The sequence below is a fragment of the Pseudomonas sp. Mn2068 genome (genome assembly GCF_049319725.1).
Taxonomy (GTDB): Bacteria; Pseudomonadota; Gammaproteobacteria; order Pseudomonadales; family Pseudomonadaceae; genus Aquipseudomonas; species Aquipseudomonas gingeri.
Genome location: NZ_JBMOUG010000005.1, coordinates 226,855 through 243,598, shown reverse-complemented (window position 1 = coordinate 243,598; position 16,744 = coordinate 226,855). Strand labels below are relative to the sequence as shown.

Annotated in this window: 16 protein-coding genes, 1 tRNA gene and 1 pseudogene; 4 read left to right on the top strand and 14 right to left on the bottom strand. The window is 63.9% G+C overall.

Annotated elements, in window-relative coordinates; translation table 11 throughout:
• Positions 1–6: 6 nt before the first annotated feature.
• The 8 genes from ACL9RJ_RS14240 to ACL9RJ_RS14205 all read right to left on the bottom strand — a co-directional run bounded on the left by ACL9RJ_RS14240 (position 7) and on the right by ACL9RJ_RS14205 (position 7,213).
• Complete coding sequence (locus ACL9RJ_RS14240) at positions 7–984, bottom strand: AAA family ATPase (protein WP_212810878.1); 978 nt, start codon at positions 982–984, stop codon at positions 7–9.
• A gap of 16 nt (positions 985–1,000) precedes the next feature.
• Entirely contained in the window at positions 1,001–1,612 is a 612-nt protein-coding gene (locus ACL9RJ_RS14235; RefSeq protein WP_422765370.1) for a hypothetical protein, read from the bottom strand.
• A complete protein-coding gene (locus tag ACL9RJ_RS14230; RefSeq protein ID WP_017128989.1) occupies positions 1,609–2,379 on the bottom strand; it encodes a DUF2092 domain-containing protein in 771 nt (256 codons plus the stop codon). Before ACL9RJ_RS14230 ends, ACL9RJ_RS14235 begins: the two co-directional genes overlap by 4 nt.
• Before the next feature lie 12 nt (positions 2,380–2,391).
• Positions 2,392–3,432 carry a hypothetical protein gene (locus tag ACL9RJ_RS14225; RefSeq protein ID WP_017128990.1) on the bottom strand — a complete coding sequence of 347 codons (1,041 nt, stop codon included), beginning with the start codon at positions 3,430–3,432 and terminating at the stop codon, positions 2,392–2,394.
• A 6-nt stretch (positions 3,433–3,438) separates the two neighbouring features.
• A complete protein-coding gene (locus ACL9RJ_RS14220) occupies positions 3,439–4,344 on the bottom strand; it encodes a transporter (RefSeq protein WP_017128991.1) in 906 nt (301 codons plus the stop codon).
• A gap of 22 nt (positions 4,345–4,366) precedes the next feature.
• On the bottom strand, positions 4,367–5,824 hold the full coding sequence (locus tag ACL9RJ_RS14215) for a DUF1254 domain-containing protein (RefSeq protein WP_212810880.1): 1,458 nt from the start codon (positions 5,822–5,824) through the stop codon (positions 4,367–4,369).
• A 9-nt stretch (positions 5,825–5,833) separates the two neighbouring features.
• Complete coding sequence (locus ACL9RJ_RS14210) at positions 5,834–6,619, bottom strand: hypothetical protein (RefSeq protein WP_042936786.1); 786 nt, start codon at positions 6,617–6,619, stop codon at positions 5,834–5,836.
• Positions 6,620–6,832: 213 nt separating this feature from the next.
• Positions 6,833–7,213, bottom strand: a complete 381-nt coding sequence (locus tag ACL9RJ_RS14205) for an antibiotic biosynthesis monooxygenase family protein (protein WP_212810881.1) — start codon at positions 7,211–7,213, stop codon at positions 6,833–6,835.
• 128 nt (positions 7,214–7,341) lie between these two features.
• Between ACL9RJ_RS14205 and ACL9RJ_RS14200 the strand changes: the two genes are divergently transcribed.
• The 4 genes and pseudogenes from ACL9RJ_RS14200 (at position 7,342) to ACL9RJ_RS14185 (ending at position 11,833) form a co-directional block, all read left to right on the top strand.
• Positions 7,342–8,220, top strand: coding sequence for an AraC family transcriptional regulator (locus tag ACL9RJ_RS14200; RefSeq protein WP_177086194.1), 879 nt, complete (start codon positions 7,342–7,344; stop codon positions 8,218–8,220).
• Positions 8,221–8,286: 66 nt separating this feature from the next.
• Positions 8,287–8,685: a hypothetical protein gene (locus tag ACL9RJ_RS14195; protein WP_017128996.1), complete on the top strand. Its 399-nt coding sequence runs from the start codon at positions 8,287–8,289 to the stop codon at positions 8,683–8,685.
• Positions 8,686–8,815: 130 nt separating this feature from the next.
• Positions 8,816–10,280: pseudogene (locus tag ACL9RJ_RS14190) on the top strand (DUF1254 domain-containing protein).
• 59 nt (positions 10,281–10,339) lie between these two features.
• Positions 10,340–11,833, top strand: coding sequence for a DUF1254 domain-containing protein (locus tag ACL9RJ_RS14185; RefSeq protein ID WP_178991006.1), 1,494 nt, complete (start codon positions 10,340–10,342; stop codon positions 11,831–11,833).
• Positions 11,834–11,872: 39 nt separating this feature from the next.
• Here the strand turns inward: ACL9RJ_RS14185 and arsH are convergent, their stop codons facing one another.
• From arsH to ACL9RJ_RS14155, 6 genes are all read right to left on the bottom strand, one after another.
• A complete protein-coding gene (gene arsH, locus ACL9RJ_RS14180) occupies positions 11,873–12,607 on the bottom strand; it encodes an arsenical resistance protein ArsH (protein ID WP_017128998.1) in 735 nt (244 codons plus the stop codon).
• Complete coding sequence (locus ACL9RJ_RS14175) at positions 12,607–13,077, bottom strand: arsenate reductase ArsC (RefSeq protein WP_017128999.1); 471 nt, start codon at positions 13,075–13,077, stop codon at positions 12,607–12,609. Before ACL9RJ_RS14175 ends, arsH begins: the two co-directional genes overlap by 1 nt.
• 248 nt (positions 13,078–13,325) lie before the next feature.
• Positions 13,326–13,400: transfer RNA gene (locus ACL9RJ_RS14170), tRNA-Gln, on the bottom strand.
• Between the two features lie 178 nt (positions 13,401–13,578).
• Positions 13,579–14,682: an extracellular solute-binding protein gene (locus ACL9RJ_RS14165; RefSeq protein WP_177118491.1), complete on the bottom strand. Its 1,104-nt coding sequence runs from the start codon at positions 14,680–14,682 to the stop codon at positions 13,579–13,581.
• 1 nt (position 14,683) lies between these two features.
• Positions 14,684–15,592, bottom strand: a complete 909-nt coding sequence (aguB, locus tag ACL9RJ_RS14160) for an N-carbamoylputrescine amidase (RefSeq protein WP_017129008.1) — start codon at positions 15,590–15,592, stop codon at positions 14,684–14,686.
• A gap of 4 nt (positions 15,593–15,596) precedes the next feature.
• Entirely contained in the window at positions 15,597–16,649 is a 1,053-nt protein-coding gene (locus ACL9RJ_RS14155; protein WP_017129009.1) for an agmatine deiminase family protein, read from the bottom strand.
• Positions 16,650–16,744: the final 95 nt, after the last annotated feature.

Below are 16,744 nucleotides of genomic sequence, written 5' to 3'. Positions count from 1 at the left end.
ACCTGCTCAGGCCGCAATCGCGACTGTGGCCAGCAGCCGGTCCAGCACCTGATCGGCACTGACCCCGTCGGCGACCGCGTCGTAGCTCAATTGCAGGCGATGGCGCAGCACCGGATGGACCACTGCCTGGACATTTTCCGGGGTGACGAAGTCCTGTCCCCGCAACCAGGCGTCGGCCCGCGCGCAGCGGTCGAGGCCGATGCCACCGCGAGGACTGGCGCCGATATTGATCCAGCGGGCCAGGTCGGCGTCGTAGTCGCCTGGGTGCCGGGTGGCGTTGATCAGGTCGATCAGGTAGCGGTCGATGGCCGGTGCCACCTGCACCGCGCTGACTTCGCGGCGGGCGGCGAAGATCACGTCCTGGGCCAGGGTAAAGCCGGCTGTCGTGGCGGTCGCGGCGTGTTGCTGCTCCTCGTTGCGCAGCAGGCGCAGGACCTGGCTTTCGTTTTCCGTGCTGGGGTAGTCCAGCAGCACTTTCATCAGGAAGCGGTCCATCTGCGCCTCGGGCAGCGGGTAGGTGCCTTCCTGTTCGATCGGGTTCTGCGTGGCGACCACGATAAACAGCGCCGGTAGCGGGTGACTGGCGCCGGCCACGGTGATCTGGCGTTCCTCCATGGCTTCGAGCAGCGCCGCCTGGACCTTGGCCGGAGCGCGGTTGATCTCGTCGGCGAGGATCAGGTTGCCGAACAGGGGGCCGGGCTGGAAGCGGATCTGGTTATGCCCGTCGACCTGGTGCAGGACCTCGGCGCCGGTGATGTCCGAGGGCAGCAGGTCGGGGGTGAACTGGATCCGGCTCATGCTCGCGTCCAGGTGGCGGGCCAGGGCCTTGACCGTGCGGGTCTTGGCCAGTCCCGGCAGGCTTTCCAGCAGCAGGTGCCCGTTGGCCAGCAGTCCGAGCAGGATCTGCCGGATCACCGCGTCTTGGCCCAGCACCGCTTCGGCGATGCTGGCCTGCAGGGCGTTGATATCGTTGCGTACTGTCATGGGATTCTCCCTGGATTCACCATGGCGCCCGGACCACCACGAATTGCACCGAGCTGCCGATGTACTGCGGCTGGTACCAGGTGGCACCGCAGTGTTGATAGGACACGCCGTAGGCGATCACCGAAACGCAGTCCGGCGGCACCTCGCTGACATGGGTGCCGATGGCGATCACCGTGGCCGTGGTGGCACCGATCACCGCCGCCGTGGCCCAGGGGTGATACCAGTCATCGCCGTGGGGGGGAGGCGGTGGCGGCGGCGGAGGGGGCGGCATCGGATAAGGATGCGGCGCCGGTCCGGGGCCCGGTCCCGGATAGGGTTGTGGCCCTGGATAAGGATGGGGACCTGGTTGTGGGCCCGGTCCCGGATAAGGATGCGGACCCGGCTGCGGTCCCGGCCCGGGGTAGGGATGCGGTCCGGGTTCGGGATGCGGCTGCGGGCGCGGCTGGGGTTGCGGACGCGGTGCCGGTGGCATCGGTGGGTGCATCGGTTGCAGGGCATGGCCACCGCCATGGGGCACGACGAAGGTGCGGGCGCCACCACCCCCGCGCAGGTTCCAGGCCTGGGCGGCCGGCGGGGCGAGCAGGCCGAACAGGGCGATGCCGAGCAGGCAGGTGCCGACGCTTTTCATGGCTTCGTCTCCAGGCCCGGTTGGGCGGCATCCAGGGCGCGCAATGGCACCGCGAGGGCGCCGGCGGGCGGATTGAATTCAAAGGCGCTGGCCGGGCTCGGGCGTTTCAGGTCCCAGTGGAAATCCACGCTGTGCCGTGGTTGCTCGGCCAGGTCCCGGCGGCTGATCACCAGCCGGCAGGGCAGTGGCTGGTCACCGTCGCGCACCCACAGTTGCCAGTCGATATCGGGTTGGCGGTAGGCGTAGTGGGTGCAGGTTTCACCGTCCACCTGTTCGCTGCCGATATACAGGGCGGTATCGATGCCGACTTCGGCGGCCGTCGTACTGTTCCAGCGAAACAGGTCGGCCAGGGGCAGTTCGATGCCGTAGCGCTCGTTCAACTGGTCCAGCAACTGATCGATGCGCGGAGGGGCCTCGCTGCGGGCAAAATAGCCGTGGCGACTGTTGTAGAGGACAAAGGTCTGGCCGTTGTAGTAGAGGCTGCGGGTCAGCTCGCCATTGCTCACCGTGATCTGCAACTTGTCCGGCTGCACCGCCTGCAACTCGGTGCGGTGGGAGAATTCCAGGGTCTGGCCGCTGTCCAGGACCTGGTCGGTATGGCTGCTGGCACTGATGCGGAAATGCGTCAGGCTGCGCAGGTAAGTGCCCATGCGTTGCAGGGCGCTCAGGGCGTTGGCGTTGAGTTCGCTGTCGGCGGCACGGACCGGTCCGCCGCACAGCATCAGGCCGAGCAAGGTGATCAGAGCATGGCGGTGAAGGCTTGGCATGGCAGCTCCTGCTCAGAACATGAAGGTCGGGATGACGGGAATGAACGACAGGCGAAAATTCCAGCGGCTGCTGATCAGGTCATCGGGATGGATCACCGAGTACTGCACCTCGCCGGAAATGCGCACCGGCAGCTTGCCGAAGGTGAAGATCCGCCCGGCGCCGAGGCCGATGGGAAAGGTCACCCGGTTGCCGCCGTCGGCTTTCCAGTTGATGGTGACATTGGGCGTCATGCCGACCCGCCACTGCTCGGGGCCGGGAATGGCGCGCTGGATGAAGTACTGGATGTTGGTCAGGCTGACGTCCTTGCGGCGCTCGTCGCCGGCCACCGACCACCAGTGCTGGGGGAACACTCCCAGGGTCCAGTCCGGGCCCAGGTAGGCGGCGACGAACGCCGGCCCCAGGGAGTACTTGCCCGTGCCCAGTACGTCATGCTCGGCGGTGGGGAACATCGCGGTCGGGCCGACGCCCCAGACCAGCTTGCCGCCATTGGCAAAGCGCACCGGCTGCTTGGGCGAGAACACCCCGACATAGGCCAGGTCGCCGAAGCCGCCGGTACGCTCGAACGGGTCCTGCAGCACCGAGGGAAAGTCGCGGTCGGTGAGCACTTCGTAGGGGCCGAGGCCGGCCAGGTTGCCGGCCTTGCGGTTGACCGGGGCGCTGACGTAGCTCACCGGCAGGCGGTTGATCAGGTTCCAGTCCTCACCCAGGGAGACCGGGAAGGTCGGCATGAAGCTGTACTTGCCCAGGTAGCGGGTGCCGTTGCTGTGGGGGCCCTTGAGAGCGGTGTAGTCGAACTGGTTGAACAGCAGCACCAGGTTGCCCACCGGGTTGTCCATCAGCCTGGCGATCTGCTCGGTGGACGGCTCGCAACCGGCCTTGACCACCTGCTTGAGGTCGATCTCGAAGTCCTGTTGCAGTTGCTGGCAGGTCTGCGCATCGGCCTTGGCGCCGGGCGCCGCGCCCAGCTCGGGCAGCGTCGGGCCGGCCTGGGCCATGCCACCGAACAGGGCGCTGCACAGGGTCAGTCCGGTGCGCATCAGGGCCGGGTTCATGGCCGGCTACCAGACGTACTGCAGGCGCAGCGTCCAGGTGTTCACGTCCGGCGAGCCCTTGCGTTCGGAAACCGTGTCGGAGTAGGCGACCATCCCGCCGAACTGCGGCGACAACATGAAGCCGACACTGGCCCCGAGCAAGGCGTTTTCCTGCTTGTTGTCCTGCCAGTCGCCGTCGATCTTCGTCTCGCCGCCCCGACTGTAGGTGGCGTCCAGCGAGGCCCAGAGGGCGCGGTTGATGGTGTAGCTGTAGTGGCCCTCGATGGCGTAGAGCGGTTTCTGTTCCAGCTTGCTGTCGCCGTGATAATCCTTGTTGTCGCCGAACAGCGAGACCCAGGTGTTGATCTCCAGCCAGGTCGGCCCGAAGGGCGTGCCGAAGCCCAGTTCCGGTTTGATCGCCCAGCGGTTGGAACCGATGTTGATCACCCGGTTCTTGTCGTAGTCGCCGGTCGGGGTGGTGATCCACAAGGCCCCGGTGAGAAAGGTCTCCGGCGTCCAGTTGGCGAACTCCTGCTGGGTCAACGCCGGGCCGCCGAAGATGTTGTGCGCCAGCACGATCTGGGTATCGCCCATGCCGCCGTTGTGCTTGGTGCCGGTGAAGAAGCGCGCGTTGTCGAAGGACGCCGAGACATCGGCATAGGGCTGCACGATCTGGATGGCGCTGTTGCGCCCGTCCACCGCGAAAGAGCGGGCCAGGCGCAGGATGTACAGGTCGGCGTTCAGCGACAGGCCATCCAGTGGTAGCGAGGTGTCTATGGGCGTGTTGGTGTCGACGCGGTTGTAGTAGCCGAAGACCATGTTCAGGTCGATCGGGATGTTCTGCCAGTCGCGGGCGTTGTCGGCATGGCCGAGCACCGGGACCAGGGCCAGCGCCGCGGCACTCCATGCACTCAGTCGAAAAGCTGATCCCATGGCATTGCTCCTTCAAGGGTTGTCATTCCACCAGGCTGATGTCGTCGAGCTTCCAGCTTTTGTCGAAGTAGGCTTCGGTCGGCGCGTAGAGCCGGAAATAGCTGAACCAGTGCCGGCCCGGCAGCGTCTGCACCCAGTTGTTTTCGAAACCCTTGGGCGCTTTCGGGCCGAAGTAGAGGTCGACCGAACCGTCGGGGTTTTTCTTCAGGTCCTGGCGCGAGGACAGGTCGGCCTTGCGCTGGGGATTGTCGATCAGGCAGCGGCTGTCGCTGTCGTAGACGGTCATCGACCAGAACTGCCTGGCCGGTGGGTTGGCGGCGACCCTGAGGCGATAGGTGCGGGCACCGTCGAGCCAGTTGCCGTGCTGGTCGGTGTAGGCGCCGAGGTAGGTCTGCCCCAGCCCCGGGGTTTTCGAAACCATGCCCTTGGTGTTGGTCACCGCCTCATAGAACCAGGCGCTGCGCTCCCACAACTGGTCGTAGTACTTCACCCGCTGGGACGGTTCGGCGATGTTCAGCACGGTGTCCCAGTGCCGGTCCTTCCAGTACTGCGCCTGGGGGAAACGCTTGGCGAAGGTGTTGGCCTTGGCCATCAGTTCGCCGACCTGGGCCCCTTGCTCCAGGGCCTGGCGCTGCAGGTCGGAGGGGTGGAAGGGCTGGTCTTTCTCGATGCCCAGGCTGGCCAGCATCGCCATGTAGAAACGATCGCGTTCGTTCACCGGCTCCTTCTGGATGATCTGGTGCAGCCGTTCCCAGTAGGCCATGCCCCGTGGCTGGGTGCCGGACCAGCGCTTGCCGCCCGGGGTCAGCAGGCGGGTCTTGCCCGGTGTGGCGCGCTGGGCGTAGGGGTACATGCGGAACTGTTCGACCAGCGCCTTGCCCTTGGCCGGATCCGGATCGAGCACCCGGAAACCCACCAGCACATTCATGGTCTCCGAGCGGGCCAGGTGGTATTGATCGGCATCCGCCGGTGGCTGGCTGCCCGGTGGCAGCACCAGGTACTTGCCGCCCTGGCCCTTGTCCGGGCCGGTCTGGCCCATGTCGATGATCGCCCGCTGCCAGAAGTCGCCAATGCCGCCGGCGGTAGGGCCGGCCGGCAATTCGATCACCAGTGGCCCGGTCTCGTTGAGGTCGACAAAACCCAGGATGTAGGGAGTGGTGGCGTTGGCGGTGATGACCCCGAGCTTGTCTTCATAGCTGTCGAGCACCATCAGGTCGCCGCTGCGGGCACCGAGCTTGTCGCGGAATTCTTCCTGCCACTGGGCATAGGACACCAGTGGCAGGGCCCACAGGTAGGCCTGGCTGGCCTGCTGGAAATCCAGCTCGGCATACAGCCTGGCAATCGCCTCCGGTGCCGGCAGTTCGCCCTGCATGTTGATCGGGCCGATACGGGTTTCCAGGGGCTGCGCGCCGACTCCGCAACTGACCGCCATGACGCTGACGGCGAAACCGGCAACGCTGTTGCGCATCCATGGATTCATGGGCATTCCTTATTTTCCGAGGGTGACATTGATCCCGGCGAACAGGGTGAATTGCGGCAGGCCGTCACCCTTGCGTTCCACTGTCCATTGCGGTTCGAGGAACCAGTTGTAGATGTTGTGGCCGACCTTGCTGGCCTTGCCGACACCGAAGCCGATGGGGATATAGCGGGTGTCGTTCTTCAGGTCGAAGGTCCAGGTGCCGGTGGAGCGCAGGTACCAGCCCTTGGGCAGGTTATGGATGATGAAGGGTTGCAGGGTGGCGGTTTCCACCCGTTGGCGGTCGCTGTCGCCGGCGAACGAGCTCTGGTACTGCACCAGGGCGCCGAGCAGGCCGCGGGGCGAGGCGTCGATGGCCACCGCGGCCAGGCCGGCCTGCCATTTGCCGGTGCCGAGTTCATCGCGGGCGGCGGTCGGGGCGGTGATCTGCGGGCCGATGCCCAACTGCACGCCTTCGGTCTTGAGCAGGAAGATATCGAACAGGTTCAGGTCGCCGATGCCGGTGCTGTAGCCGCCATGGGGATCGGGGCGGGTGCTGATGGGCAGGGTGGCGCGCAGCAGTTGCGGGACGGGCACGAACTCGCCGGGAGCCACCGGCAGGGTGCCGCGCAGCAACAGGTCGTTGGTGTGGACATTGCTGTCGTAGACCCTGGGTGTGTAGTAGTCCTGCAGGTTCGCACCGGGTGCCAGGTTCAGCGGGTTGTTGCTCTTGTTGGCGGTATCGGCGTTATCGGCAAACACTCCAAATGCGGGTGTCATGGCCAGTAGAAAAGTGGGTAAAAGCAAGGCTCTCGACATCGTATCCCCCCATCCCTGGTGGCTCAACCCCACAAAATACGGGGGTTGCAAGGCCGGCTGCGCGCTTGGCGAGCTACAAATGAACCTAGCAGTTAACTTTTCGTTAGCCAGCCGAATGGATTAATTCGTTGGTTTTTGTGGGATGGATCACTTGATGGCTAATAGCTATAAATCCCGGCCGTGTGTGGCTGCGCAGGGGGGCGAGAGTTTGTATCAAAAGTTTTCCAGAAACGCCGTGACGGCGCAGGGCTGGAGCCTGCGACCTGTCGTGTTGTCCTTCGCCGCGAATGTGCCGAGCCGGAACGTACCGAAGGTGAGGGCACTGGCGAATCGTTCTCTCGCCAGGGCGAACAGCTCCGTCAGGCAGGGCAGTTCGAAATGCGCCTGCATGGTCGTCAGCGCGCTCCAGTAGCCGGTCATGATCCAGACGTCGCGACCTGAAGAGCAGCGGGCCAGGTGGTAGGCAATACAACCGGAGTCGCCCTGCAAGGCTTCGACCAATGCGTGCAGTCGAGCCTGCAAGTCGGCTGAGTGACCTTCCGCGGCCTGGATTTCAACGGTACTGATGGCAACGATGTGGGTGGGGATGTGCATGGGGGTTGTCCCTCCAGATAGGATCAACTCCACGATACTCAGCGTCCGGCTGGACGTCATTGCACAATATCGCCACACTATTGTTCAAACCGGCCAATGGCCTGAGCAGTCGCCGAGGTGTACTTTCCGTGATTCACACGTCAACCGAAGACCCGGCGGGCTCGCGGGAGGTCGATGAGATACCCCGTGCCGTGTACGCCTTGAATGCCTCCCTGGTATCCGATGGCTGGGAACACGCCAAGCACCATCACCGCAAGGCACAGCTGTTGTATTCGGTGCGCGGCATCCTCAATTGCGAGATCGATGACGGGGTCTGGATCGTCCCGCCGCAATGCGCGGTGTGGATACCGGGGGACATGCCCCATGTAGCGCGCAGTTCCGGCGAAACCGAGTGCTACTGCCTGTTCGTCGAACCCGATGCCGTGCCGGGCCTGCCCAGCACCTGTTGCACCCTCGCGGTGTCGCCGCTGCTGCGCGAACTGCTGCTGCGGGCGGCGAGCTTTCCCCAGTTATATGCCGAGGAGGGCCGCGAGGCCCGCTTGATCGCGACCCTGCTCGACGAGCTGTGCGAGGCCCCGGTGGAGGACCTGCACCTGCCCATGCCGCGTGAGCGGCGACTGCGGTTGTTGGCGCAGAAGTTGTTGGCCGATCCCTCGGCGAAGATCCCGATGAGTGAATGGGCCACGCGCATCGGCATGAGCGAGCGGAGCATGAGCCGGCTGCTGATGCAGGAGATCGGCGTGAGTTTCGGCCGCTGGCGCCGGCAGTTGCATATCATCCTGTCACTGCGTCGACTGAGCCGGGGCGAAAGTGTGCAGACGGTGGCCCTGGACCTCGGCTACGAAAGCGCCAGTGGTTTTGTTACCATGTTCCGCAAGGCGGTCGGCAAGCCGCCGGCGCGTTACCTGCTGGAGCGCACGGCCAGCTCGCTGCGGGACGGCGACTTTGCCAGCGTGCCGGGTATCGTGCTGGGCGCGGACGGTTCCAATCACGAGAGGGATACGTGAAAAGTGTCGTTGCAGAGCGCTTTCGATCATCCCTGACGACGAACATGACCTGACAGGAAGACCCTCATGTCACCGCTTCTCGGCCTGCCTTCGTTGCGCGACATCGCCCAGCGCTCAGCCTCCATCAGCAAGACCTGCCAGTGCATCGCCAAATCCCTGGCCGGCTGGGAGGGATGGCCGGTTTCCCTGCGCGAGGCGCAGCTGCGGCAGATCGGGTCGCTGGCCGAACTGGCGGAAGAGGAGGCCACCCTCGATGAATACCATCCGGACGGCACCTCCTACTGGTCGGTCAATGCGCCGATCGCTCCGCTGTACTACCCCTACAACCAGTGCGGCGTCTGGGAGTGCCTGGAATGCGGGCGCGCCTATCTGCGCTACAACGACGATGGCGCCTACCACTCTGAGAGCCGTATCCGCAGTCTTGATCCGCTGCTGATTGTCGACGCGCCCTACGGCAAATCATAACCAATCCATCCGATTGACTGGCTAACAGGATGTTAGCTGCTAGTTTGATCAGTAGTCCGCCAGGGACTGCAACTGATCTTGCAGCCTTCGTATTGCGCAAGGCTGAGCCACCAGGGATGGAGGAAGCACAATGTCGAAAGTCTTTCCGACAGCGGTTTTTCTGCTGGCACTCACCCCCGCACACTGGGCCTTGGCCGATACGGTCGTGCCCACCCTCGCCGAACCCGGTGCCCAGGTCGCCGGACCACAGGACAACGTCAAGGTGACCGAGGCCTATGTGCGCATGATGGCGCGCGAGGCGTATGTCTGGGGCTGGCCGATGGCGAATGTGTTCAATCGCCGGCAGAAGTTCAAGGACCTGCCGGAGTCGGGACTCATGGGGGGGCATCGTGCCCGTGGCACCGATCAATCATCTGACCATGCTCACCGACTACATCGCGCCGGGAGAGCGGCTGGTCGCCTGTCCCAACCAGGACGTGGTCTACGGCGCCGGCAGCATTGCCCTCGATCAGGAGCCGGTGGTGCTGCAGGTGCCCGACTTCGGGCAGCGCTTCTGGGTGTACCAGGTGGTCGACCTGCGCACTGACAGCTTTGCCGAGCTGGGCAAGATGTACGGTAGCAAGCCCGGTTTCTACCTGCTGGTCGGGCCGGACTGGAAGGGCAAGGTGCCGGCGGGCATCACCCGGGTGTTCCGTTCCCCGACCAACACCGGCTTTGTTATCCCGCGGGTCTTCCAGGACGACACGAGCGAGGATCGCCAGGCCATCCAACCGTACCTGTCGGGCATCGACATGTACCCGCTGTCGAAGTACGACGGCAAGGTCAAGCAACGCGATTGGCGCAAGGTACCCAGGTTCCCGGCCGAAGCCCAGGGTGATGGAGAGACCCGCTGGGTGTTGCCGGAAAAATTCTTCGACGAGTTGCCGGCCATTCTGGCGGATGCCCGACCGCTGCCGGGTGAGGCGTCACGTTATGCGCAATTGGCCGCGCTGGCGAAGATCGCCCAGGCTGACCCCGCCATGAAGCAGGTGATGATCGACGAGGCGCAGAAGGCCGACAGCGAGGTGGTCACGCCGCTGCTGCAGTTCCGCAACTACGGCCAGCAATTGCCGCATCACTGGAGCACCATCGGCAACGGTGCCGCCTTCGGGACCGACTACTTTCTGCGCACGGCGGTTGCGCGCTCGAACATCTTCGTCAACAAGTCGATCGAGACCAAGTATTTCTATCAGGACCTCGACCAGGGTGGGGCCCGGCTCAACGGCGACCAGCGCTACACCGTCACCTTCGCCAAGGGCGAGACGCCGCCGGTCAAGGGATTCTGGTCGCTGACGCTGTACAACCCGCAGCATTTCTTCGCCGAGAACCCATTGGGGCGCTACTCGCTCGGTACCAAGAACAAGTCGCTCAAACACAATGCCGATGGTTCGCTGACCCTCTACGTACAGCATGAGAGTCCAGGCGCGGACAAGGAAAGCAACTGGTTGCCGGCGCCCAGGGGCACGGATTTCTCGCTCTATGTCCGCGCCTACTGGCCGCAACCGGCGACCCTGGACGGCCAGTGGACGCCACCGGCGGTGGTCAAGCTCGATTGAGTCGCGAGCCCGGATTCGCGACGTGTCATCCGTACAAACATACCCCACAAGGACTTCATATGAACGGACTGCGCATTACCCTGACAGCCCTGGCCATGGCCGTATCCTTGAGCAGCCTCGCCCAGGCGGATTCGCGTTACGAGGAACTGGCCAACCTGCCGTTCGAGAATGGTTTCCCCACTGAACAGACCTCCCGCAGCCTGGCTGACGAGCTGGTGTTCCAGCGTGCGGTGCAGTCGTACCTGTGGGCGTTGCCGGCGATCAATATCTGGTCGATGAAGGAAGCGTCGGAGAAACAGTTCGGTGCCGGCTACAATATCCTGCCGACATGGAAAAAGCGTATCAACGCCAAGACCCTGGTCACCACGCCGAACTCCGACCTGGTCTACGCCATGAGTTACCTGGACCTGCACAAGTACGGCCCGCTGGTGGTGGAGGCGCCGCCCGGCGTGCAGGGGATGTTCGATGACTTCTTCCAGCGTCCCCTGGTCGGTCCGACGCTCGATGGTCGGACCTGGCGTGGCGACGTCGGGCTGGCCGGGCCCGACAAGGGCAAGGGTGGCACCTATGTGATCCTGCCGCCGGGCTACAGCGGTCCGATGCCCAGCGAGGGCTACGTCTACCGTTCGCGGACCTATAACGTGTTCCTGTTCTGGCGTACCTTCTTCAAGGACCCGAAGGACTTGTCCGTGCCGGTGGCGCAAGTCGAACGGACGAAGATCTATCCCCTCGGCAAGAAGGATTCGGCCCTGCCGATGGAGTTTCCCGATGCCACCAGCGTGCCGGTGAACATGCTGTTTGCGCAGGACGGTCGCTACTTCGAGATGCTTTCGCGTTTTATCGAGGCGGAAGCCGTCGATCCGGCGGATCTGGACATGCGCGGCTTCCTGCACACCCTCGGTATCGAGAAGGGCAAACCGTTCGCGCCGGATGCCGCGCGTCGCCAGTTGCTCGACCAGGCCGCGCGCACCGCCTTCAAGATGAGCAAGGTGATCAGCAACAATCTGCTGGTGAATGAGCCCGGTGGGCTGTACTACAAGGACCGCCAGTTCGTGAACACCTTCGCCGGGGAAAACACCGAGTTCCAGGCCAGCGGAACCTTCACCAACCTCGAACAGCGCGTGGCGTTCTTCACCTCGGCCTACTCCGACAGCCCGGGGATGGTGATGAATCTGGTCGGCGCGGGGGCCAAGTACCCGGCGACCTCGCGCGATGCCGACGGGCATTTCCTCGATGGCGCCAAGGCCTACAAGCTCAATCTGCCGGCCAATGTCCCGGCAGCCCTGTTCTGGTCGGTGACCGCCTATGACGGCCTGACCGCCTCGGGCCTGGACAACGGCCAGCCGTTCCCGTCGCTGAACCAGATGGACAAGCCGGTGCAGAACGGCGACGGCTCCACCGATATCTATTTCGGGCCCGAGTCACCGGGTACGGGCAAGAACTGGATCCGCACGGTCCCGGGCAAGGGGTTCCTGGTGATCGTCCGGCTCTATGGACCCAAGCAGGCGTTCTTCGACCAGAGCTGGAAACCCAGTGACTTGCACAAGCAATAACGGCTCAGGACGGGTTGCCTGCCGCGGCGTCCGGTCAATTCAGATAGCGCGCTGATTGACTCGGCTGGAGAGCGCTTCGGCGCTTTCCCTGCGTTCGGAGTAGCGGTCCACCAGATAGTGCTCGCGACCGCGCAGCAGGAGGGTGAACTTCATCAGTTCTTCCATCACGTCGATCACGCGGTCGTAGTAGGCAGAGGGCTTCATCCGCCCGCTCTCGTCGAATTCGAGGAAGGCTTTCGGCACGGACGATTGATTGGGGATGGTGACCATGCGCATCCAGCGGCCCAGTACACGCAACTGATTCACCGTGTTGAACGACTGCGAGCCGCCGCATACCTGCATCACCGCCAGGGTCTTGCCCTGGGTCGGACGGACTGCGCCGAGCGCCAGGGGAATCCAGTCGATCTGCGCCTTGAACACTGCCGACATGGCACCGTGGCGTTCCGGCGAGCACCAGACCTGTCCTTCGGACCACAGCACCAGGTCGCGCAGTTCCTGCACTTTCGGGTGGTCGTCGGGAACGGCATCGGGCAGGGGCAGGCCATTGGGGTCGAAGATCGCCGTTTCGGCGCCCATGTGTTCGAGCAGGCGGGCCGCTTCCTCGGTCAGCAGTCGACTGAAGGAGCGTTCGCGGGTCGAGCCATACAACAGCAGGATGCGTGGCTTGTGTCCGGGGTGCTCGCCCTGGGCGAGTTTTTCCGGTGTCGGCAGGTCGAGCAGGGACAGGTCCAGGCTTGGCAGATCGACGGGGGAATCGTTGTTCAAGTCGTTCATCAGAGCGCTCCGATACGGTCCAGTGCCTGCTTCAGTGCTGCCGGGTCGAGGGCTGGCAGATCGAGACTGAAGAAGGCCGCGAAGCGCAGGCGGATCTGCGCCACCGTGGCATCGAACGCGGCCTGGATCTCTGCGTCGGTGCCGGTTACCTCGGATGGGTCAGCCAATCCCCAATGGCTCTTGATGGCGGGACCGAAGTACACCGGGCAGGGCTCGCCGCCAGCCTTGTCGCAGACGGTGATGACAAGGTCCGGCGGTGTGTCGGCGAAGCTTTCCGAACCCTTGCTGTAGAGCGCCGAAGTGTCTACCCCGAGTGCTTGCAGGGTACTGACCGCACGCGGGTTGAGGCGCCCGCTGGGGAAGCTGCCGGAGCTGACCGCGCTCATGCCCGCGGGTGCTGTGTGATTGAACAGGCCTTCGCAGAGCACGCTGCGACAGCTGTTGGCCGTGCACATGAACAGGACTTTCATGGGTTTCTCCTCGGAGTGAGTACTCGTCGGTAATATATACGATTATTCGAATATACGTATATCCATATGTTTAATTTTTGAAAACACGCGACAGATGCCGGGATGCCGACGATATTGGCGAGAAACCGTTCGCGTGCAAGGCTCTGCGGGAGGGGCGCAAGGAAGAGAGAGGGGAGGATAAAGACAGATATCCCGGACGCTCGGCAAGGGCTGCCGGTCGGGTCATATCGGAATGAACACAAGGAAAATGGCAGGGGCGGCTGGATTCGAACCAACGCATGGCAGGATCAAAACCTGCTGCCTTACCGCTTGGCGACGCCCCTGTAGCTGTTGCGAAGAGTGCCTGGCACTCGGCTCCCGTTGTGGTCAGCCCCGTAAGGGCCATCGCAGGAGTGGGCGGAAATTTATCAACTTTCGCCGCCCCTGGGAAGCCCTTGTGAAAATAAATTTGTTTGAAAACAGCTAGTTAATTCCTGGCTGCTGGAGGGTACAGGCTTTTGCCTACTTGACGGCGGCGGTCTTGAACCTGGTCCAGGTGCGCATCCGGGCGCGCATGTCGGCCTGGGGAATATCCTTGCCGGGAATCAGCCGCTCGAAGGTGGCGTCGTCCGGGTAGATCTGCGGGTTGTCGCGCATCACCGGGTCGACGTTCGCCCGGGCCCTGGCGTTGGCGGTCGGGTAGCCGGTGAAATTGCTGATGGCCGCCATGTTCTGCGGACGCATGACGAAGTTGATAAAGGCGTAGGCGTATTCCGGATGCCGGGCGTCGACGGGGATCGCCATGGTGTCCATCCACACCGTCGTGCCTTCGCGGGGAATGTGATAGTCGAACCGGGTTTGTTTGCCGGCGGCATCGGCGGCCCGTTGTGCCTGGGTCATATCACCACTGTAGCCAAGGGACAGGCACAGGTTGCCGTTGACCAGGTCGGTCACCGGTTGCGACTGGAACTTGCGGATGTACGGCCGCAGCTTGAGCAGCAACCCGCTGGCGGCGGCCAGGTCCTCTGGCCTGGCGCTACGCGGATCGCGACCGAGGTAGTTGAGCACCACTGCCAGCACCTCGTCCGGTGAGTCGATCATGGAGATGCCACAGTCGGCGAACTTCGCCGCCAGTTCCGGCTTGAACAACAGGTCGAGGCTGTTCACCGGGGCATCGGGCAGGCGCTGGGCGATCTGCCCGGTGTTGTAGGTCAGGCCGATGGTGCCCCAGGTGTAGGGTACGGTGGCCTTGTTCGAGTAAAGGTAATGCGTGCGCAGCTTCTGCAGGCCGGGCTCGATGTCACTCAGGGCGGTGAGCTTCGACGGGTCCAGCGGCTGCAGGCTGCCGGCATGCATCAGGCGCTCGCCCACGGTATCGCCAGGGAAGATCAGGTCATAGCCGCTGCCGCCGGCCATCAGCTTGGCCTCCAGTGTCTCGCTGCCATCCATGACGTCGTAGATCACCTGGATCCCGGTTTCGGCGGTGAACGCGGCGAGGGTGTCCTCGGCGAAGTAATCGGACCAGTTGTACAGCCGCAGGATCTTTTCCTCGGCCCGCGCCGACGACAGGACGGCGCTCAGCGCCAGCCCGAGGGAGCAGAGCAGCCATTTTTGGCTCAGGTTCATGTCATACCCCTTGAGTGTTCCAGCGCGCATTGATGTGCCGACCATCCAGCCCCAGCAGGGCCCCGTACATTTCCGGACGGCGGTCACGGTAGATGCCCCAGGTCAGGCGTTCTTCGCGCATCGCGCCCAGGTCCAGGCTGTGCACCAGCACGCCGCTGCTGTCACGGTCGGCCTCGGCGAGCAGCTTGCCCTTGTGGTTGCAGATAAACGACGAGCCATAGAAGCTCATTTGCAGTTGCGCATCGGTGGTCGCCACTTCGCGACCGATGCGGTTGGCAGCCACCACCGGCAGGATGTTGGCCGCCGCATGGCCGCGCATGGTCATCTGCCAGTGATCGCGGGAGTCCAGGGCGGCAGCCCCCGGTTCCGAGCCGATGGCGGTGGGAAACAGCAGTACTTCGGCGCCGAGCAGCGCCAGGCAGCGCGCGGTTTCGGGGAACCACTGGTCCCAGCAGATCCCTACGCCAAGGCGGCCGAAGGCGGTGTCCCAGACGCGGAATCCGGTATCGCCGGGGCTGAAGTATTCCTTCTCCTGGTAGCCGATGGCGTTGGGGATGTGGGTCTTGCGATAGACCCCCAGCAGGCGCCCGTCGGCGTCGGCCACGCTCAAGGAATTGAAGAAGGCGTTGCCGGCTTTTTCGAACCAGCTCAGCGGCAGCACCACGCCCAGCTCACCGGCCAGCGCGGCAAAGCGCCTGAGCACCTTGCTGTCGCGATATTCCTCGGCCAGCGCCAGGTGCTTGTGATCCTGTTCGATGCAGAAATACGGCGTGGCGAACAGTTCCTGCAGCAGGATCACCTGGGCGCCCCGGGCCGCGGCATCGCGCACCAGTTGTTCGGCCTGATCGAGGTTGTGCCTGAGGTCCCAGGAGCAGGGCATCTGGGTCGTGGCAATTTTCAGCGGGTACATGGCATCACTCCTTGACCGGCCAGGCCGGCTGTTGCTGGGTGATGCAATGCACGCCACCGCCGCCATGGGCCAGGTGGTTGATCCGCACCGGCACCACTTCGCGACCGGGGAACGCTTCTGCCAGCACGACGGCCGCCGCCTGGTCGGCGTCAACGCCATAGGCCGGCATGATGACCGCGCCGTTGGCGAGGTAGAAATTGGTGTAGGAGGCGCAGAACACTTCGGCGTCGCTGTCGACGGCTTCGCTGGCCTCGAACAGGTCGATCAGTTCGAAACGCCGTCCCCGGGCATCGCTGGCCAGTTCCAGGGCGCGACGATTTTCCCGCACCACTTCGGCATACACGGAATCGCGTTCATGGGTGGCATCCACCAGCAGGACGCCGGGACGGGCGAACGCACAGACGCCATCGACATGGCCGTCGGTCATGTCGCCAGTGACATGGTCCGGATCGCCCGGCAGCCAGAGGGTCTTCTTCACCCCCAGCAGGCGAGTGAAGATATCCTCCATCTCGGCCTTGGTCATGCCCGGATTGCGGTTGGAATTGAGCAGCACCGACTCGGTGGTGATCAGCGTGCCTTCGCCGTCGACGTGGATCGCTCCGCCTTCGTTGGCCAGGGACGTGGTGAACCCCTCCAGGCCGAGGTGATCGAGGACCCGCCGGCCCAGGCTCGCATCCAGGTCGTGGGCCGACTTGCCGCCCCAGGCATTGAAGCGCCAGCTGACCCCGGCCAGCCCCTGTTGCGGATGGCAGATAAAGCTCGGCCCGGAGTCGCGGCACCAGCTGTCGTCGACCGCCAGTTCGATCAGTTCGATGTTCTCCTGGCACAGGGCGGCGGCGCTGGCCCGTGCCGAGGGATCGACCACCATTTTTACCGGCTCGAAGCGGGCGATGGCATTGGCGACACGGGCAAAGTCGACCTGCACCTGGGCCAGGGTCACGCCCCAGGCGGACTCCCACAAGGCTTGATTATGGGGCCAGACCATCCAGGTCGCCGCATGGGGGGCCCATTCCGCGGGCATCGACCAGCCCGTGCTCTGAACGCCATTGCTCTGCATGTTTCTCACCTTTCAGTTAAGTATTATTTATGACTGAAAACCGCTATCGCGGAGTGATACCCATGCTATGGCTTCATAAAAGTCGCAACAAACGA